The organism is Shewanella sp. 553 (assembly GCF_059338375.1).
Genome location: NZ_CM181701.1, coordinates 760280 through 780754, shown reverse-complemented (window position 1 = coordinate 780754; position 20475 = coordinate 760280). Strand labels below are relative to the sequence as shown.

The window sequence follows — 20475 nt, the reverse complement described above, 5'->3', positions numbered from 1 at the left end:
AACAGCCCTGCCAACCCTATTAAAATATTGGTAATTCGGGATATAACAACAAAAAAATCGGAGTCCCCTATGAAATTAAATGTCGCCGCAAGAGTGATTGGCGGATTTAGCATTGTCACTTTATTGTTAATCACATTAGGCGTTGCCTCGTTAATCACCAATAATAATATCAAGAGCAGCACCTTGGTGCTGCAAGAGCTGAGCCTTCCGGCGCTAGAGAGCAGTAACCACCTGACACAAAGTCTCGCCCTACAAGAAAAACAACTATTAGAGGCTTACCACAGTACGCATTCGGCCCAACTACCACAGATCCAGACAAGGTTCGACGAAGATGCTAAAGGGTTTATTAGCGAGCTAAATAACTTACAAACCATTATTCAAGGGCTGCAACAAGGGCAAGAGCTCGATACACAAATTGCCGCCCTTAAAACCAGTTATCAAGCTTTTGAAGATGATAGCCAAAAAATGATCTCGGCGCGTTTACAGTCGCTACAAACGCAAGAAGCTTTGCTTGCTACGCTCGACGACTTGGAAGTGGCAGCCGATGACACCGCTTCATTGCTGCTGGATCTTATCGATCTGGAGATCAGCGAAGATCCTACCGAACGTGAAATTGCAGCCACCGCCAGTAATATCGATAACAGCTTTAGTAACCTCATCACTAGCAGTTATGATCTGGTTAATACTAACGATAAAGCTAAATATGACACCATCACCAAAGAAATAGGTTACATTTTAAGCGATGCTAGTAACAAGCTAGCCTATGTGAGTCGGCACTGGGAGGGCGTTATCGACCAGCAGGTGCTCGACAATATTAACCAAGAAGCAACTAAAGTCCTCGTGATACTTGATGGCCCCAATGCCATCCAGCTACAAAAGGGGAAACAACTGGATTTTGACATAGCCGCGACCGATCTATTGAGCAAAGTTGAAACCGACGTCGATACTGTTAATCAAGGCATGAGTAACCTGAATCAGTCGATTGAAAACATCTCTCAAAGCATCAGTAACAAGGCCATAGATGATATCGACAGTGCCAGCTATAGCACCATGGCACTGGTTGTGATCGCCATAATCGTCGCTATCATGGTGAGCATTGCGGTGATCCGCCCACTGACCCGCTCATTGGGCGAGGTCAATAATGCACTCGATATTCTCGCATCAGGTAACCTCACCCATAAATTGGATGATTCGGGCCATGATGAATTTTCCGAGTTATCGCGCAACTGTAATCGCTTAGTCGATAGTTTACGCACGCTTATTCAAGGCATTTTGGATAGATCTAATCAGCTGGCCGCCGCAGCTGAGCAGACATCAGCCATCACAGCGCAGACTACTGCGGGTATTCAAGAGCAAAAAAATCAGGTCGATCAGGTCGCCGCTGCGACGACGCAGTTAAGTTCAAGTGCAATGCAAGTCACCAGCAGTGCCGATGATGCATTGAGCCAGATAAAAAGTGCCGATGAAGAAGCTCAGCATATGCGCACCATAGCCGATGACAATAAGCGTACGATTTTAGCCTTAGCCGAGGAAGTGACCAAAGCCGGTCAAGTGATCAATAAACTGCATTCTGACAGCGCCGCGATTGGCTCAATATTGGATGTGATCCGCGGTATCGCAGAACAAACCAATTTACTGGCATTAAACGCCGCCATCGAAGCCGCGCGGGCCGGCGAACAGGGCCGCGGGTTTGCCGTGGTCGCCGATGAGGTCCGCAGCTTAGCCTCGCGCACACAAGACTCGACTCAAGAGATCCAGCAGATGATTGAAGTCTTGCAACAAGGGGCACAGCAAGCGGTATCAGTGATGGAACTAGGACGAGAGCAAGCCAGTCATTGCGTAGAGAAAACAGAGCAAGCTAACCTCGCGCTCGAAAGCATTAACCATGCAGTGCATCGCGCCCATGATTCAGGCACCCATATTGCTAATGCGGCGCAAGAACAAAACATTGTCAGCCAACAGGTGTCTGAGAAGCTTGAACATATCGCCGCCATCTCAGAAGAGACCGCGATTGGTGCAGATCAAACTGCGCAGTCGAGCCATCAGGTGGCACGATTAGCAGAGGAGCTACAAGCCTCTGTAGGCGAGTTTAAAGTCTAGTGCTTATGACGCTACTCGCGCTCGCTAAAGCCTGATTAACGGCGCTTATAGGCGCTAAAAAAGCACTGCTTTCATTGCACTTATCCAATGAAATAATAGTGTGATGGGAGCGATGACTCGATAAACATTAACCCCAAAAAAACCGGACTGTTAGTCCGGTTTTTTATGGCTTGATACTTATAACTCTAGATTAGGTATAAGGTTAGCTTCCAGCAATCCGTTCTTTAATTGCAGAGGTCATCGCCAACGCACTATGATCGTTAGCCTCAGCCCATTCAAGAATACTTTGACCATCAGCTTCTTTACTGGCCAAATCCTCGGCAGAGAGACGCTTCGCGACAAAGGCTCCCACGTCATTAGCGCCACTTTTCATCGCAAAGCGTAACAAGCTATCACCATCGCAGGAGATATCTTGGTAGACGTTACGCAGTTTTACACGAGTCTCTTTCAGCTTTTTACGTAAGCGATTTTTATCATCCGCTTGAACGTAATTACAAATATTGGCAGCTAGTTGATCGTTGGCTTTTACTGGCACCGCATAAGATGAGGCCACTAATATCACTGCAATCGTCGTAGGTAACAGACGCATGGGGTACTCCTATAATATTTATTATTTTTTTCAATAGCATAAACGGTAACATTTACGCTAAGACTACTTAGGATAGCACCCACACGTTAACATTTTTTTACCAAGTTGATAAAGCGATACTCTAAACCTTTCTCATTCATATGTGTTTCAGTGGTCACTCGCTCCCACGATCCATCATCCCAATCAGGAAAAAACGTATCCCCTTCAACATCAAGATTAATCTCGGTCAAATAGAGTTTATCGGCTCTGGGCAATAACGCCTGATACAACTGACCACCACCAATGATAATGAGCTCATCGCCATCACCAGCCACTTGCAGCGCAGCATCAAATGAATCGACGCAGGTCACGCCCTCAATAGTAAGTCCGACCTGACGACTAATCACAATGTTGTGGCGCCCAGGTAACGGACGACCGATGGATTCATAGGTCTTACGCCCCATCACTACCGGTTTACCTAAGGTCATGGCCTTAAAATGGCGCAGATCTTCAGGCAGATGCCATGGCATCTGATTATCTTTGCCTATCACACGGTTATTGGCCATCGCGGCAATCATAGCAATTCTCATATTAGCTCCAACGGTCTCGGCCGCTTAATTAAAACGGATTATATCAACAGGATTAAATGACTGGACGGGTGCGAAAATAGAGCAGACTGGGCATCGCTAAGCCGACAGACAATGCACCGAGTATAAATACCGTTTTTAAACCATTACTGATCACTTCAGCAGTCAACTCTGGACTCACCTGCGACTGGGCAGACAGCTGCACTAACGCAATAACAGTATTGTAAGCATAAGTACCTGGGATCATAGGTATGATAGCCGCTACTGCGTACATTAAAGGTGGCGCAAGATGACGTTTGGCAAAGCTAATCGTCAATACGCCGACCAATGCAGCCGCCACAAACGTGGCCCATTCAATAGGTAAGTTAATATGTAATAACAAGGTTCTGACGCTGTGGCCGTTGCGCCGGCTAACGCACAATAAGGTAAAAAGCGTTTCGGCACGTTAAATACCATGGCAAAACCTACCGCCGGAATCGATGAAAACAGCGCATCGTTTGCCAATTTTAGTAAGAGTTCTATCAAAGGAATAACCCACCTAATTGCATCGCGATAGTTATGCCGATCACCGAGGAAACAGTCAATAAAGTGGCATGCCCCCAACGCGAGATCCCCACGTTAAGGTGTCCCTTAACCATATCTGAAATCGCATTAATCATCGGAAAGCCCGGCACCAACATTAACACACTCGCCGCCATAGGTAACTTTGGTGTACTGGTAAGATCAAAGTGATAGCCCATTTGCGCCACTAAGGTTGTCACAAAGGCAGTGACGGCAAAGTTCACCAATAAATTGAAATGACGCTTAGCAATGGCTAAGCGCACAAACATGCCTAGCGAGGCGGCAAAGATGGTGATTATTATCGCTACCATATCGCCACCAAATAGGTGACAAAAACTGCCACAGGATAAGCCAATCATGGGGATTAAATAGCGCTTAGGGTAGCTTTTAGCTTGTATACGAGATACGCGCTTACGCACTTCATTTAAGCCGTATATGCCCTTCTCAGTTAATAAACAGATGCGCTGTAGTTCGCAGATAATGGTCATATTTATGCCATGTTCGCGAATTCGACGCGTGGTGGTAATACACCGCCCATGCACTAAGCTGGTTAGCACGAGGGAGTTAGAGGAGATGGATATTTCAACACTAGCCAACCCTAATGCCAAACCGAGGCGCTGGCTGATCTCTTCAATGAGTTCAGATTCAGCGCCATAGGCTAGCAAAAGTTGGGCAACCCGGACAACTTGCCGAGTAATATCATTTTGAGTATCTGCGTACACGTGGTTCTCAGAATGAAAGCGATAATAAGCTAAGCTTACCTTTGATAGATGATCTCAACATCATAATCATCATCGTCAAAGTCATCATCATCCAAGTCATCGCCATTATAATCTTCGTTGACAACATCTTGAGTCTGTTGATGATAATTATCCCACTTGAATTCAACTTCAGCATCAGGATCCGCTTCTACCTCTTCAGGTAGCGCAGCAATAAAGTCCATCAACTTCAAGCTAAGTTCTTGGGTGCCTTCGCGATTATACGCAGAGATAGTAAAGACTTCGCCTTTCCAGTCTAACTCTTTAACAATACGCTCTACTCGCTCTTGGATCTCTTCTTCAAGGAGCAGATCTGTCTTGTTAAACACTAACCAACGCGGCTTACTCGCCAGCAATGGAGAATGCTTTTCAAGCTCGGCAACAATTGCACGGGCTGAATCAACAGGGTCGCTGCCATCGATAGGATCAATATCCAAAATATGCAGCAGCACTCGGCAACGCTCGAGGTGTTTCAAGAAGCGAATACCCAAACCGGCACCTTCTGCGGCGCCCTCGATTAAGCCGGGAATATCCGCAATCACAAAGCTCTGCCCATGACGCGGCGTCACCACACCAAGGTTAGGAACCAATGTGGTAAACGGATAGTCAGCCACTTTAGGCTTTGCACGAGACACGGCGCGAATAAAGGTTGATTTGCCCGCATTGGGCATACCCAATAAGCCCACATCGGCAAGTAACATCAGCTCTAAGCGCAAGCTACGTACTTCACCTGGCGTACCAAGGGTTTTCTGTCTTGGCGCACGGTTGGTACTGCTCTTAAAGCGCGTATTACCTAGGCCGTGGAAGCCCCCTTTTGCCACTAGCAGTTTTTGACCATGGGTCTTGAGATCGCCTAATGCCTCTTGAGTCTCTTCATCAATGGCGCGGGTCCCGACTGGCACCTTAAGGATAAGATCTTGACCACTGTGGCCAGTACAATCACGGCCACGGCCATTTTTACCACGCTCGGCAAAATGAAAACGCTCAAAGCGATAGTCGATTAGGGTATTAAGGTTTTCATCTGCTTGCAGATAAACACTACCACCATCACCACCATCACCACCGTCTGGGCCACCATCAGGCACATATTTTTCACGTCTAAAACTAACGCAACCACTACCACCATCACCAGCTTCTACTCTGATCACAGCTTCATCGACAAACTTCATACCAACTCCAGGCACCACACAATAGACCGATTATACTGCCAATCTAATCGTACCGCCAAAAAACAATTTCTGTATTGAACTTCAAACGAGATACACAGGTTTGAGGGTTCAATGTTTTACTGGTGCTGGAGCAGCGTAACCGGCTCATTTCACCAGATTTATAAACAATAAAGCCCTACCAGAGGCAGGGCTTTATAAACTATCTTAGGTGAACTAAGAGTTAAGCTTCGATACTAATGAACTTGCGGTTATTAGGACCTTTAACTTCAAACTTAACTTTACCGTCAGTTAGTGCAAATAGAGTATGGTCACGACCAATACCTACGTTAACACCTGCGTGGAATTTAGTACCACGTTGGCGAACAATGATGTTACCAGCAAGAACTGATTCACCACCGAAACGCTTAACACCAAGACGTTTACTTTCTGAATCGCGGCCGTTACGAGTAGAACCGCCAGCTTTTTTATGTGCCATGAGTTAGACTCCTATTAAGCGTTGATAGCAGTAATTTTAACTTCGGTGAACCACTGACGGTGGCCCATCTTCTTATCGTGGTGCTTACGACGACGGAACTTAACGATAGTTACCTTTTCGCCACGGCCATGGCTGACAACTTCAGCAACAACCTTACCACCTTCAACTAAAGGTGCACCAACGTGTACAGTCTCACCATCAGCAACCAAAAGAACTTGGTCAAATTCGATAGTTTCGCCTGTAGCGACTTCTAATTTCTCTAAACGAACTGTATGGCCTTCAGCAACACGGTGCTGCTTACCACCACTTTGAAAAACAGCGTACATAGCTATTTTACTCCGATATTTCAAGCACGCAGACCTTTTAATGTTAGGCTGGGCGCTATAAAAGCTTTAATGACAATGGTCGCGGAGTTTACGCTAAGTTCATTAGGCTGACAAGCTCTAATTCACTTTGATCAAAAAAAGATCGGAATTACTCTCACATTAGTCTTCTAATAATGCCTTACTCGACATTTTTAGGTAGAATCTCAATACTATAACATTTTTGCCTTAATTTGGGCTGCCTGAATTACAAAATACCACTAGAAGTAGAGCCTAATATGGATTTGAACGCCATTCGTCAGCTGGCTGATGCTGATATGAAAGCCGTCGATCAACTGATCTATAAACAGTTGGAGTCAGATGTAGCCCTAATTAACCAACTTGGATTCTATATTATCAATGGCGGGGGCAAGAGAATGCGCCCACTGCTATCCATTCTGGCGGCTCGTGCGATTGCCTATGACGGTGAAGCTCATATCAAGCTGGCTGCAATCGTTGAATTTATTCATACCGCTTCATTACTGCATGATGACGTGGTAGATGAGTCAATGCTAAGACGTGGTCGCGAGACAGCTAATGCACTTTTTGGTAATAGCGCAAGCGTGTTAGTCGGTGATTTTTTATATACTCGCTCGTTTCAGATGATGACCGAGCTGGGCAGCTTGCAAGTGTTAGAAGTCCTAGCCGATGCTACTAACGTATTAGCAGAAGGCGAAGTATTACAGCTAATGAACTGTAACGATCCTGACACCACTGAAGAAAGCTATATGCGTGTCATCTATTGCAAAACAGCAAAGCTGTTTGAAGCTGCGACCCGTTTAGCAGGCGTTTTGGCTGATAGCTGTATTGAGGTGCAAACCGCCTTAGCTGACTATGGTAAATATTTAGGCACAGCATTCCAGCTCACCGATGATTTATTAGACTACACAGCAGAAACCGAAGAGTTAGGAAAGAACATTGGTGATGATTTAGCCGAAGGTAAGCCTACGTTACCGCTAATCTATGCCATTGCCAATGGTACCGATGAAGAGCAAGCCTTGATTCGTCAAGCGATTGAGCAAGGTGACGGTTCTGGTCACATTGAGACAATTCTCAATGCGCTCAAGCAATGTGGTGCACTCAAATATACTGAACAAAGAGCGCTAGAAGAGGCTGATAAGGCCATTAGTGCCTTAGCAATACTGCCAGAGAGTGACTACAAGCAAGCGCTAATATCACTCGCTAGAATCGCCGTAGCGCGTAATCACTAATGATTGACTAATGGCGCAAAGATTTAAATAACAAAAAAGGAGCCAATCGGCTCCTTTTTTATTGATTCGTTTAGCTTACTTAACGAATTCGACTCCAAGCTTAATATCAGCCTTTAGCGTATCTAACATCGCATCACGCGCATTAGCTTCAAACTCACTCACTTCACCGTAAGCCAGTACTTGTTCAACACCGTTCTTACCTAGAAGGATTGGTTGAGCGAAAAATGCTGCATGCTCACTACCACCGTCAACATAGGCACATTCCACAACATTCGCTTCACCTTGAAGGCCGCGAACCAATGACAGACCAAAACGACACGCAGCCTGACCCATTGAAAGTGTTGCACTACCACCACCGGCTTTAGCTTCAACCACTTCAGTACCCGCATTCTGAATACGAGTAGTCAAAGCAGCGACTTCGTCATCACTAAAAGTAACGCCTTCAACTTGAGAAAGCAGAGGAAGAATGGTTACACCGCTGTGGCCACCAATGACATTGACTTTAACATCAGCCACATCTAACCCTTTGGCTTCGGCCACGAAGGTTTCAGAGCGAATAACATCAAGGGTAGTGACACCAAATAAACGGTTTTTATCATAAACGCCTGCAGCCTTTAGTACCTCAGCAGCGATAGCGACGGTGGTGTTAACAGGATTGGTAATAATACCGATAAGCGCTTTAGGACAAGTTGCTGCACACTTTTCAACAAGGTTTCTAACGATCCCTGCATTGATGTTAAATAGATCTGAGCGATCCATACCAGGCTTACGCGCAACACCTGCAGAAATTAGCACCACATCAGCACCTTCTAGTGCTGGTGTTGGGTCTTCGCCCGCGAACCCTTTGACTTCAACCGCTGTAGGGATGTGGCTTAAGTCAACCGCAACACCAGGGGTCACTGGCGCGATATCGTAAAGGGATAATTTAGAGCCGGCAGGCAATTGAGTTTTAAGTAGTAGAGCAAGAGCCTGGCCAATACCACCAGCGGCACCAAGTACAGCAACTTTCATAGTTATCTCCGTTAATTCTTGGTTATTATGTGACATAGATCTAAATTTACAGATGGCGCAACATTACTTCAATCACACCAATAATTCAATTATCCCTTAGTCGTGTAGCAAGATATTTTATAAATAGCCGAGGTAAAGTGCATGTATTAACGATTACTCAATGGCTTTTTGTAGCGAAAATAAATCCACATTCGAACCATTCCAATGTAAAATAACCCTATTAAATGAGGCAGGTATCCGCTAATCATTATGCAACATCGACAACAGAGCACAAAGTGACAAGTGAATTTTTATTCACAACGACCGAATAATGCTTGACTTACTTTGCATAGCTATTCACAATGAGTCAATTTCACGGATAATGAATGCGAAAGCTATGCAAGCTAATAAAAACCAAGAAGAACTCGTCAAAACCTTTAAGGCAATTTTAAAAGAGGAGCGCTTTGGATCTCAGAGTGAAATCGTCACCGCACTTCAAGCTGAAGGTTATAACAATATTAACCAATCGAAAGTCTCGCGCATGCTCAGTAAGTTCGGCGCTGTGCGTACACGCAACGCCAAACAAGAGATGGTTTACTGCCTCCCCGCAGAGCTAGGGGTTCCGACGGCTGGCAGCCCACTGAAAAACCTTGTACTGGATGTAGACCATAATCAATCTATGATTGTGGTAAGAACCAGCCCAGGAGCAGCACAGTTAATCGCTAGACTGCTGGATTCTATAGGTAAGCCTGAAGGTATATTGGGAACGATTGCTGGTGATGACACGATTTTCATCTGCCCATCGAATATTCAAGAAGTGGATAAAACATTAAACACAGTAAAGTCATTATTTAACTATGCAGATTAATTGACGGCGGTCTGCTATCTCGCATGTTGTATTATTAATCGTATTGTCACTTATCCAATCTCGAAAGAGTCACTTTTCGAGATATTAAATATTCAAAAAACTGATACTAGTGAGTTAACAGCCATCAGCTCGGCTTAGCAGATAAGAGACGCCAATGGCGTCTTTTTTATCGCGTTGCTATCACGCTTATTCAGCCATTAACAACTGCTTCGCCATGGTAAGCATTACTTAAAGCCCTAAGCCTAGATATAAAAATGCCGATAAGAGAAACTTATCGGCATTTAATCAGCATGCAAGATGTTATCGCTTTTTACGCTTGTCCAGCTTAGAAAACAGGCCAACTAGAGCCTATTCTAGCCGAGTCGAATTTTATTGCAGTCAGCTTTGTATGACTACTGGTTTGGCGCACAATTTTGCATCACTACATCAATACACAAGCTGCATTGACATACTTGGTCACGGTGGTTAATCAGCAGCCCATTGGCACTACACTTACGCAATTCACTCACCGTTTTCGGCGGCAGCCAGTTGCATAAAATCCAGCGAAGGCGCAAAAAAAGCCGAGCCTGTTAGTGCTTGAGTAAAGTGCATTAAGTGATCATGATTACCCGCTCCGTCACCGTGGATCATACTCTGGAGCATTTTTTCAAAATTCTCCGAATTACGGCACAGCGCGATAAACATCAATCCCTGCTCTTTCATTGAGCCATAAGGCATACTCTGCCTTAAGATCTCCATCGAACGTCCTTGGCTATCTTTCAGATTAACCCGCTTAGTATGGCTAGTGAGTGGTTTGTCCTGCGAAGCATATTCGATATTATCAATCTTAGTTCTGCCGATGATATCTTCTTGCTTTTTCTGAGGAAGTCGGTTCCATTTGCTTAAGTTGTGCGCGTACTTTTGTACATGCACATAACTGCCAGAACGAAATGTGGCGTCTTCATCGCCCACTAACGCCACATCTTGGCGATGACGCCCTTTGGGGTTTTCAGTGCCATCGACAAAACCGGTAAGGTCCCGCGTATCCATAAACTGAAAACCGCGCTCTTCATCCACCAGTTCAACCAAACCTTCAAACATCTGGCACACTTCATTTGCCACAAGATGCAAGATGTCATAACGATCGCAGCGAAGGTGAATAAAGAGGTCATACTCGTGGGCTGGCGCGTCTCGATTATCGGCATTCATCGCTGGAAACGGTTTCAATTGAACCGGACGGACCTGCGGATACAAGCTGTCCCAATAATTTGCGCCAATCGCGATAAAGCCATTAAAGGCGCTATCGGCATATTGGTCCGATAACTCATAAATGTACTGCGCAACATTGGCCACACAAGGACGTAATTGAGATTCCACACCGTCATCGGCATTAAACATCAAATATACGCTATGTAAATTTCCTTCGGCACACACACCTAACTGTTCACGTGGCATAACCTGACTATCCATATAGACCCTACCCTCTGTCAGTTTCAATTTTCGGCAATATTGTCCAAAACTTTAATGATGAATAGTATTACACAATCTACAACGCGTTAAAAAGAAACCGTATTTACGGTTAGATTAACGTTTATTAACCAGAACAACCACCATGAGTGACAAATATGTTACTCAGGACGCGACAATAACACCAAGGAATGAGGGATCACCTCTAATTGAACCCGTTGGCCAAGCGCTAAATCGTTTTTGGGGCTGCGAACATCATAGCGTTGTGTACCGACCAATACTCGATAATGACAATTACAGCCTAAAAAACGTCGCTCGACGATCATCCCCTCCCCTTGCTCATTGGCATGAATATCGATTTGCTCTGGACGCAATAACAGTTCACCACTATGCCCTACATCAAACAACATAGGTGCAGTGCTGACAATCGCCCCCAGTGGCGTAGAGAGTGTAAAACCGTCCACCACCTCAGCAGCAAGATAATTGCCCTCTCCTAAAAATTCAGCAACATATTTATCGGCTGGCGCACTGTAAAGCGCTTCGGCACAACCATATTGCACTATGGCTCCTTGATTAAATAGCGCTAATTTATCAGCAAATACAAAGGCTTCATCTTTACTGTGCGTCACAAATACTGCACTGACATTACGTTGTTTTAAAATGCTGCGGATCTCCAGCATCATTTCATTACGCACTTTGGCATCTATATTAGAAAAAGGCTCATCGAGCAGTAATAACTCAGGTTCATAGGCCAGTGCTCGAGCAATCGATACCCTCTGTTGCTGACCGCCAGATAACTCGTGTGGATAGCGGGTTGCTAAACCATCGAGTTTCACCAGAGCTAGCATTTCAGTTAATCTCGCTTGTCGCTCAGCACTAGTTAATCCTTTGACCCCAAACAAAATATTGTCGGCAACCGTTAAATGGGGAAACAGTGCATAATCTTGGAAGATCATCCCCACTTCTCTTTGCTCACTCGGCACAAAGTGATCATCGCCCGACAACAACCGCTTATTGATACTAATTCTGCCAGCAGAGATAGGTTGCAGCCCAGCAATCGCCCTGAGCAGGGTAGTCTTACCGCAGCCACTGGGGCCTAGCAGCGCAGCAATCTCTCCCCGTTGAATATTAAGGCTGAGTCCTTTTAAAATCACCAGACCTTGGTAATCACTATGAACATCTTCGATATTGAGGGTAGACATTTAAGTATTATGCTCCAAAGAACGGTTTAAATAGATCAGCGGAATGAGACCAACAAGAACAATAACAATAGCCGCCAGAGCGCCATGCTCAAGCTGTTCATCTGACACGAACTGATATACGTAGGTGGCAAGATTTTCAAACCCGACCGGCCTTAGTAATAAGGCCGCAGGCAGCTCTTTCATGCACTCGATAAACACCAACAACACGCCAGCAAAAATGCCTTTTCGTAACAGAGGAAGGTGCACCTTACGCAGCAAGGCGTTGGGTCTTAGCCCCATGGTGATCGAAGCCATATCCAGCGTTGGACTTATACGCTTGTAACTGCTCTCCACACTGCCAATAGCAATAGCCACAAAGCGAATTGAAAAGGCAAAAATTAACGCAAATACGCTGCCGCTTAACAGTAAACCAGGCCCTTGTGCATCGAAGTAGGCGTAAATATCATTAATGGCAAAATCCATATAAGTGAGTGGCACCAAGATCCCAATCGCCAGCACGGTACCAGGCAGCGCATAGCCGGTAGACGCTAAACGTGACGGTAATAGGTCGCTGCGCCGTGGGCTACATCGCCTAACAAACATCAGAACCACTGCAATAACCGCAGTGCTCAAGGCCACTAATAACGCAATGTAAAGACTGTTAAAGCTATATTGTAAAAACTGGTTGTGCCAACTGACCTCAAAATATTGCCAGGCATAACTGACAAGTACAGTAAAAGGCAGTAGAAAAGCCAACACCAATAAACCAGCGCAGTAAAAAGTTGCCAGCCATGCTTTAGGTGCCGATAACAGATAACGGTCACGATCATTGAGCTCGGCCTGCTTCTGAAATAACTTTTGCTTACGGCGCGCAAAACGCTCACTGCCAATCATGCAAAAAATCACCAACAACATAATTGCCGATAACTTGGCGGCAGCAGATAAACTGCCATAGCCTAGCCAAGTGTCATATACCGCTGTGGTTAATGTCGGCACAGAAAAATAACTTACTGTAGCAAAGTCAGCTGCGGTTTCCATTGCGACCAGAGAAGCGCCAACGGCTAATGCGGGCCTTGCCATGGGTAAACTTAAGCGCCAAAAACCTTGCCATGGGGAGCACCCCATCACGCGAGCTGCATGTTGTAAGCTTGAGGATTGCTCCATAAATGCGGTGCGAGCCAACAGATAAACATAGGGAAACAACACTAAAGCTAACATCACTGCTGCACCCATCAAGGTGCGTACATCGGGGAAAAAATAGTCTTGGGGCGATTGCCAACCAAACAAAGTACGCAAACTTCGTTGAATCGGGCCAGCATAATCGAGCAGATCGGTATACACATAAGCCACCACATAGGCTGGCATAGCTAAAGGTAATAACAATGCCCACTGGAAGAGTTGGCGCCCCGGAAACTCACAACGGGCAATGCACCAAGCTGCGGGCAGTGCAAATACCACGGCACCAATACAGACACACAGCATCAACGCCAACGTATTAAAGATATATGTGGGTAATACGGTATCGAGTAGATGAGCAAATATAGCCTCACCGGGCACAGCCGCCTGCACAATAATGGCTAACAATGGCAGTGTTAAGATCACTGCTATCAAGTAACTGAGCACTGACCAACGTCGAGCAAAACCTAAAATCATTCGTTATCTCATCTGGCTTAGTCAGATAATTATCAAGGACCAACCTAAATCGAAGCTTAAATAAAAACGATTATAACTTACAAAAATGTGCGCTCTGTAGCTAAAAAGCAAAATAGCCTTCTAAATAAGAAGGCTATACCGATATCAAAAGCAAGCATTGACTATATGTTATAAATCGAACTTCACTTCATCTAATAATTTTACGGCTGCCTGATGATACTCAGCCAATTTATAGATCGGTAACGCATCGGCTTTAAACTCCCCCCAAGAGGCCACTAGCTCAGATGGCGCGACATCGACTTTGACCGGATATTCCATATTGATCTGCGCATAAGATTGCTGTGCGGCATCACCTGACAAATATTCCATTAATTTGATTGCGTTGTCTTTATGGGGGGCATACTTAGCCAACGCCATTCCTGAAATATTAATGTGCGCACCCCGATTACTTTGATTAGGGAAGTTAATATTGACCGCCTCAGCCCAAGCAACTTGATTAGGATCTTGCAGCATTTTACCTAAGTAATAGCTATTACCTATGGCAATATCACACAAACCTTCTTTAACAGCTTGCACCTGAGCACGATCATTACCTTGTGGCTTACGTGCCAAATTGGCCTTAAAACCATTTAACCACTCTTTGGTTTCAGCTTCACCATGATGGGCGATCATCGAGGCAACCAAAGCAATGTTATAGGGGTGTTTACCGCTGCGAGTACAAATTTTGCCTTTATATTTGGGGTCAGCAAGATCTTCATAATCAATATCTAATAGCCCTAAACGCTCTTTAGATGAATAAATATTTCTCACCCGCTGAGTTAATGCGAACCACTCTCCACTGGGCGAGCGCATCGTTTCTGGGATATTGCTCTGCAACACATCACTCTTCACCGGACTAACCAAACCTTTCTCGGTCAATTCCATTAAGCGAGAAAAGTCAGATGTCAGCACTAAGTCAACGGGAGATAAGCGCCCTTCTCTGGCAATACGTTCGGCAATGCCATTTTTAGAAAAGACCACATTCACCTCAATACCCGTCTGTTTGGTAAAGTCAGTTAAAATGGGATCTATCAAAAATGCCTGCCGATATGAGTAAATCGTTAACGTCTCAGCGGCACTTGTCATTGATGTTATACAAGCCAAACCTAACGCAATAATGCCTTTAGTAAAGTTCATTTCAACTCTCCAGTCACAAACCGATAATGATAATGGTTATCAATTGCGAATAGGGTAATCAAAACCTCACATGACGGCAAGTCGAATTATCAAAAAATCATCATATATCGGCAGTTTTGTGCTTAGTTAACAATAGTGTCTACACTAACAGGGCAAACGCAACAACCTGACAAGCGATACATCACAGAGAATAACTATGCTTATTAAAATTACCGCACTGATCTTGGCGCTCATGTTACTGCTATATCTGTTTAAGCACAGATTAGGTATAAGGCGAAAAAAATCTGCAAATACAGCACGTAGCAAAACTATAGCCAAACCGATTAGTGAATACCCACCTGTTGCGGAGCTACAAAATCTGTCAATAAAGTCGAATTTTCATAGCGTAGAAATTGTCAATGATGCTATGGATTGTACCAGAGCCAACTCACTGCAAGGTCAACGTTACCTTTCTGCGCAAGCCCCTACGCTCCCCCTCAAAGGGTGCAACTCTTCGCCGTGCCGTTGTCGCTATGTTCACCATGCCGATAGACGAAAATTCGATGAGGAGCGGCGAATACAATTTGGCGTTAGCCATGAACTTTACGGAACCTTTGGCGAACAAAACCGCAGAAACAGCAAACGCAGCGGCCGCCGCCAATACGACCAAAGATAACACGGACCATGCTGTTAACCAGTCTATGGCGAGTAAAGTCATACGCCGAGTAGCAAGTACAGCAAACGCCAATACATGGCAAAACACCGCAGCAGTAAAAAAGGCGGCCGTTATCAAAGGAGTAAGGCATTAAAGAAGGCTTTATGACACTAAAGCAGTATTTAGTGGCTAGAAGCTAGGGGGTTGAGACAGTAGGCTAAAGGTGGGCGATAGCATTAAAGCCCCCCACCTTTCAGTTAATTGGTTTAAGCTACCTCATCTTTGCAAAGAAGATAAGCGTTACTGCGACACAAGAGATGGGGCTTAGAGCCTGTTGTCACCAATATTTTTCAACCGTGATTTGGCCGGGCGCTCGGCGTAAATTAGTGGCTAAACCACGCTCTTTAAGCTGTTGAGTCAGACTTTTAATCATCTCAGGGTGACCACAAATCATCACTTGAGCATCTTCGGGGGTTAATTGAAGCCCAACTTGCGCCTCAATAACGCCTGCAGCCATCGCATCGGGTATACGGCTAGCTATGGTACCAACGCCTTTTTCACGAGTCACAGAGGTGACGAGTTCAAACTGCTGCGGATAGGTTAACTTAAACTGCTGCAACTCTTGGTAATAAGCTAAGTCATTTGCCTGCCTAACCCCATAAACCAAAATCACCTTGTCAAAACGCAGCCATGGTTGCTCGGTTCGCATCATAGAGATAAAAGGCCCTACAGCGGTTCCGGTTGCAAATAGCCATAAATGTTGGCCTTGAGCTGGCAACTCATCTAGGGTCATAAAACCTGTCGCCTGAGTGGAAATATCGATACTGTCGCCAACATTTAGCATCTGTAATTGCGGAGAGAGCTTCCCCTCTTCTACACTTACCGCCAGAATCTCAAGATACTGACTCGAAGGCGCATTTACTAATGAGTAAGCTCGCGCTACTCTTTTATCATCAATAACTTGTGAGAGCTTAATAAACTGCCCCGCAATAAAATCACCAATATCAGCAGACAGCTTTAACGTAAATAACCGTTCGTTCCAATCTATGCGCTCTACCACGTTTGCCTGTTGCCACATTGGCGTCCCCTTTGAGAGTTTTATCAAGGTCGATAAACACCATCATTGAAGTTATTGAGAGTAGAGTCAAGGCAACCTATACCATAGAGCTTATTTGACCAATTAATGAGTCGGTACAAGATTAAATCATCACTTGCTTATAGAGATCCAACATCTGGGTTAAAGCTGTCACGAAATTCCTGTAACCCTTGCTGCACCAAAGAGTAAGTTTGCTCTACACCATCGGCAACATCCCCTTCGAGAACTTTCAATCCAGATAGAATATCTTTAGCTTCATCAAACCCCTGCTCAATCGCGCCGCCAATAATCGCCAAAAATGAGTTAAGCTGCTCGTCAAAGGCCATATTACTGTTTTGCTCTTGATGCACAGTAAAAAACTGCGTAGCAAAGCTAACAATACGTTCGGCTGTCGCTTCAGCAGAAGTATCGACACCTTGTTCAACCGCGGTTTCAATCGCCTGCTCACCCATAGAGGGAGCGAGATGCTCATTAATTGAAGCTATCGCAGCCTTATAGAGTAGCCGCATAGGTTCGTTAGCTGAGCTGAGGTTCACCTCATGCTGTGCTGACAAAATGGCCTTATTCATTAGCTGCTTACTCGTTGCCTGAGCTGTGTTAGTTTTAGCCACTGCCGACACCTGCTGGCCGTGATCCATATTGGCTTCTGATTTAGTTCGAGCCGTTTCTGACACGGCGGTGCCATGATTGTTAATCTGCATAACTGCCTCTCTAAGCGATAATGGCCCTTTAGCCTAGCTTCTATTATCGACCATTTTTTAAACCGCTTTAACTTTTATCTCTGCCTTATGCACCTTTACGCTATAACACCTTAAAATGTATCAAGATGGTGTATTTTAAGTAAAAAGTGCTAACTAGATCGAATTTACCCCCCAAATGGGTTACCATGTGGTGATGATAATGTGACATAGAGCTAACAAGGCAATAGGCCTACCGTGAGCAGTGCAATATTTAAATCATATTGATGTGTTTCAATACAGTGCCACAGCGGTCAAGTGGAAACCGCTGGCATAAGCCTATATCTCGAAAACCACACATAGATCATCGAGATTAACCGTCTAGCATGCGTTTGCTCGACCCAAGCTTTCACTGCCAGTAATCGAGTAATGCCGGCGCTATGAGCCTTGACTAAAATGATTAAGGTTTAGGGCTAACTAAATAGATGATTTAGAGTTATTAATCTAATGCGACTTGGATAGCGCTAGCTTTATACGTTACACTTGACTACATTAGCAACATATGGAATAGCGGTACAGCTAGTATAAAATTCAATACCAAGGAGAACATCTGGTGAGTGATTCGTTTTTTGGAGCGGGTGGAAAAAGTAAACCCCTCTCGGTCAGCTGTCAAAACTGTGATCGGTTAACCGTCATCGAAGGCGAAACCATCTGTTTTAAGCGCGGGGAGATCATACGACTCACGCCTTACGACACTGGCAATAATAAACTAAGCCTACTTTGCGATGGTTGGAGACCCATTAACACCTCAAAAACAGCGTAATGGCTGTCTGTTAGGCGCTCATCATGAAATATAGAGCATCACGATTATATACAGTCACCACCACTAAGTTCCATTAATAACATTTCCCCCAAGAGCCATCACCTATCTTTGATTAGCTTCATGGGTTAGTCAAACCAAGGTGGCAACGGGGGCGATCGGGTCGCATGTCAATCTGCAGCAAAAACGAATTCCAGCCTGCCGCAAGCAAATAAAACAGCGTGTATGATTACAACCTAAGCCGATTAATGTTGATGCTGCACCGTCCATAATTTATGGTACAAGCCTTTGGCTTTTAACAAGCTGTGATGATCACCGCGCTCCACTATCTTGCCTTGGCTAAGCACTATAATTTGGTCAGCATCGACCACCGTCGATAAGCGATGGGCGATGACCAAACTGCTGTGGCCTTTTTCCATCTCTTTTAATGCCGTCAAAATAGCTTGCTCTGAATGGCTATCGAGCGATGATGTGGCTTCATCAAACACCAACAAAGGCGATCCCTTTAAAACGGCTCGAGCAATAGCGACTCGCTGCTTTTCACCACCCGAGAGCTTTAAACCGCGCTCACCCACTTTAGTGTGCCAGCCGTCCTTAAGTTGCTCAATAAATCCGGCTAAATGAGCCATCCTAATCGCGCCTTGCACCTGTTCATCAGTTGCATTTGGTGAGCCATAGCGGATATTTTCCAATAGTGAATCATTAAATAACACAGTATCTTGCGGCACTATAGCAATGGCTTGTCGCAGAGCATGTTGACTCAATTGTGTAATATCTTCACCATCAATAAAAATGTGCCCAGACTGTGCTTCATAAAAACGAAATAGCAGTTTAACTATGGTGGATTTGCCCGCACCACTGTCACCCACAATCGCCACTTTTTTACCTGCGGGTAATTCAAAACTCACATCATCAAGGATCTTACGGCCATCATAACTAAAGCTAACATGTTCAAAACGTAGGCTACCTTGGGTCAGTGTCGGACTGGCGGCATCTGGCTTGTCTTCAATGGTAGGTGTCCGATCTAATAAAGAGAACATGCGCTCAATATTGGCTAGGGCGCCTCGGATCTCACGATAGACAAAGCCTAAAAAATTCAGTGGCATAAAAAGCTGCATCATAAAGGCGTTAATCAACACAAAATCACCGATGGTCATTGCCGCAGCGCTAACCCGCTGCGCGGCTAACGCTAGCATCAAGGTCATGGCTAACGAAATAATTAATGCTTGACCAGCATTTAGGGCAAACAATGATAAGCGATTACTGCGCTTTGCCCGCTCCCAACGTTGTAATGCTTGATCGTACTTTTGCGCCTCATATTCTTCATTATTGAAATACTTCACGGTTTCATAATTCAATAAACTGTCGATAGCGCGGGTATTAGATTGTGAGTCAGCTAATGCCGCTTCGCGAACAAAACCGGTACGCCATTCGGTGGCTATCACTGAAAATAAGATGTAAGCCACCACTGCACCTAAAGTGATCAACGCAAACTGCCAACCGTAGTTATAAAACAAAATCCCCACCACTAAGGCAATTTCTAACAGGGTGGGCACAATATTAAACACCATAAAACGCATCAAGAAGCTGACACCGCTGGTACCACGCTCAATATCACGAGACAGACCACCAGTGCGGCGCTCCAGATGAAAGGCTAAATCTAATCGATGTAGATGTTGGAATACCGACAAGCCAAGGCGACGAATCGCTCGCTCTGTCACTCGACCAAATAAGGTGTCACGCACCTCAGAAATGACCGTGTTTAACAACCGCATTGCGCCATAAGCAACGACTAAGGCTATAGGTACGCTAATAATTTGCTCTGTCGATGCTTTATCTAAAGTATCGACAATCTCTTTGAGTACAAAGGGTAAACCAACACTGGCGAGTTTAGCGATAACCAAACACAGCAAAGCCAGTATCACCCGCCCCTTAAACTCCAGTAAGTAGGGCCAAAGTAGCTTTAATACATGCCAATTTAATTTATCTATCGGTCCATCAAAATAAAGTGTCGGGCGCATAGGGGCTCCGTATCATCAATAAACACCACAAATATCGAGAAGTAACCAGCAAGAAAACATTCCCCATCTAGCCTCAATCAGCTGATAGACTTTAGTGTTATTTTTGTGGTAAAAAACGGTTA

General features: G+C 44.9%; 18 protein-coding genes and 1 pseudogene. 4 read left to right on the top strand and 15 right to left on the bottom strand.

Going from position 1 to position 20475, the window contains the following annotated elements; genetic code table 11:
- The first annotated feature begins 69 nt into the window (after positions 1–69).
- Positions 70–2100: a methyl-accepting chemotaxis protein gene (locus AC5YBZ_RS03540; protein ID WP_494519979.1), complete on the top strand. Its 2031-nt coding sequence runs from the start codon at positions 70–72 to the stop codon at positions 2098–2100.
- 202 nt (positions 2101–2302) lie between these two features.
- On the opposite strand, the gene AC5YBZ_RS03535 is transcribed toward AC5YBZ_RS03540, so the two are convergent.
- From AC5YBZ_RS03535 to rplU, 7 genes and pseudogenes are all read right to left on the bottom strand, one after another.
- Entirely contained in the window at positions 2303–2689 is a 387-nt protein-coding gene (locus tag AC5YBZ_RS03535) for a DUF3718 domain-containing protein (RefSeq protein ID WP_494519980.1), read from the bottom strand.
- A gap of 86 nt (positions 2690–2775) precedes the next feature.
- Positions 2776–3258 carry a type 3 dihydrofolate reductase gene (gene folA / locus AC5YBZ_RS03530; RefSeq protein WP_494543411.1) on the bottom strand — a complete coding sequence of 161 codons (483 nt, stop codon included), beginning with the start codon at positions 3256–3258 and terminating at the stop codon, positions 2776–2778.
- A gap of 52 nt (positions 3259–3310) precedes the next feature.
- Positions 3311–3780 (bottom strand): annotated as a pseudogene (locus tag AC5YBZ_RS03525) (threonine/serine exporter family protein).
- The gene (locus tag AC5YBZ_RS03520; protein ID WP_494519982.1) at positions 3777–4538 is read right to left on the bottom strand and encodes a threonine/serine exporter family protein; all 762 of its coding nucleotides are present in this window, start codon (positions 4536–4538) and stop codon (positions 3777–3779) included. Before AC5YBZ_RS03520 ends, AC5YBZ_RS03525 begins: the two are co-directional and overlap by 4 nt.
- A 35-nt stretch (positions 4539–4573) precedes the next feature.
- Positions 4574–5743 carry an Obg family GTPase CgtA gene (gene cgtA / locus AC5YBZ_RS03515; RefSeq protein WP_494519983.1) on the bottom strand — a complete coding sequence of 390 codons (1170 nt, stop codon included), beginning with the start codon at positions 5741–5743 and terminating at the stop codon, positions 4574–4576.
- Positions 5744–5963: 220 nt separating this feature from the next.
- Positions 5964–6218, bottom strand: a complete 255-nt coding sequence (gene rpmA / locus AC5YBZ_RS03510; protein WP_007650346.1) for a 50S ribosomal protein L27 — start codon at positions 6216–6218, stop codon at positions 5964–5966.
- A gap of 14 nt (positions 6219–6232) precedes the next feature.
- On the bottom strand, positions 6233–6544 hold the full coding sequence (gene rplU / locus AC5YBZ_RS03505; protein WP_033537952.1) for a 50S ribosomal protein L21: 312 nt from the start codon (positions 6542–6544) through the stop codon (positions 6233–6235).
- A 275-nt stretch (positions 6545–6819) separates the two neighbouring features.
- On the opposite strand from rplU, the gene ispB reads away from it, so the two are divergent.
- Positions 6820–7791 carry an octaprenyl diphosphate synthase gene (gene ispB, locus AC5YBZ_RS03500; RefSeq protein WP_494524366.1) on the top strand — a complete coding sequence of 324 codons (972 nt, stop codon included), beginning with the start codon at positions 6820–6822 and terminating at the stop codon, positions 7789–7791.
- A 75-nt stretch (positions 7792–7866) separates the two neighbouring features.
- Here the strand turns inward: ispB and mdh are convergent, their stop codons facing one another.
- On the bottom strand, positions 7867–8802 hold the full coding sequence (mdh, locus tag AC5YBZ_RS03495) for a malate dehydrogenase (protein WP_494519985.1): 936 nt from the start codon (positions 8800–8802) through the stop codon (positions 7867–7869).
- A 376-nt stretch (positions 8803–9178) separates the two neighbouring features.
- Here mdh and argR point away from each other — a divergent pair, with 376 nt between their 5' ends.
- Entirely contained in the window at positions 9179–9649 is a 471-nt protein-coding gene (gene argR, locus AC5YBZ_RS03490) for a transcriptional regulator ArgR (protein WP_494524364.1), read from the top strand.
- A gap of 501 nt (positions 9650–10150) precedes the next feature.
- Here argR and AC5YBZ_RS03485 read toward each other — a convergent pair.
- The 4 genes from AC5YBZ_RS03485 to AC5YBZ_RS03470 all read right to left on the bottom strand — a co-directional run bounded on the left by AC5YBZ_RS03485 (position 10151) and on the right by AC5YBZ_RS03470 (position 15105).
- Positions 10151–11098: a Dyp-type peroxidase gene (locus tag AC5YBZ_RS03485; protein ID WP_494524363.1), complete on the bottom strand. Its 948-nt coding sequence runs from the start codon at positions 11096–11098 to the stop codon at positions 10151–10153.
- Between the two features lie 158 nt (positions 11099–11256).
- On the bottom strand, positions 11257–12297 hold the full coding sequence (locus tag AC5YBZ_RS03480) for an ABC transporter ATP-binding protein (protein ID WP_494543410.1): 1041 nt from the start codon (positions 12295–12297) through the stop codon (positions 11257–11259).
- Positions 12298–13929 carry an ABC transporter permease gene (locus tag AC5YBZ_RS03475; protein ID WP_494519988.1) on the bottom strand — a complete coding sequence of 544 codons (1632 nt, stop codon included), beginning with the start codon at positions 13927–13929 and terminating at the stop codon, positions 12298–12300.
- A 168-nt stretch (positions 13930–14097) separates the two neighbouring features.
- Entirely contained in the window at positions 14098–15105 is a 1008-nt protein-coding gene (locus AC5YBZ_RS03470) for a Fe(3+) ABC transporter substrate-binding protein (protein WP_494543409.1), read from the bottom strand.
- 575 nt (positions 15106–15680) lie between these two features.
- Between AC5YBZ_RS03470 and AC5YBZ_RS03465 the strand changes: the two genes are divergently transcribed.
- Positions 15681–15893, top strand: a complete 213-nt coding sequence (locus AC5YBZ_RS03465) for a hypothetical protein (protein WP_494519990.1) — start codon at positions 15681–15683, stop codon at positions 15891–15893.
- 183 nt (positions 15894–16076) lie between these two features.
- On the opposite strand, the gene AC5YBZ_RS03460 is transcribed toward AC5YBZ_RS03465, so the two are convergent.
- From AC5YBZ_RS03460 to AC5YBZ_RS03450, 3 genes are all read right to left on the bottom strand, one after another.
- Positions 16077–16817 carry a ferredoxin--NADP reductase gene (locus AC5YBZ_RS03460; RefSeq protein WP_494519991.1) on the bottom strand — a complete coding sequence of 247 codons (741 nt, stop codon included), beginning with the start codon at positions 16815–16817 and terminating at the stop codon, positions 16077–16079.
- A 137-nt stretch (positions 16818–16954) separates the two neighbouring features.
- Positions 16955–17536: a DUF5610 domain-containing protein gene (locus tag AC5YBZ_RS03455; protein ID WP_494519992.1), complete on the bottom strand. Its 582-nt coding sequence runs from the start codon at positions 17534–17536 to the stop codon at positions 16955–16957.
- Between the two features lie 1041 nt (positions 17537–18577).
- Complete coding sequence (locus AC5YBZ_RS03450) at positions 18578–20353, bottom strand: ABCB family ABC transporter ATP-binding protein/permease (protein WP_494519993.1); 1776 nt, start codon at positions 20351–20353, stop codon at positions 18578–18580.
- Between the last annotated feature and the right edge of the window lie 122 nt (positions 20354–20475).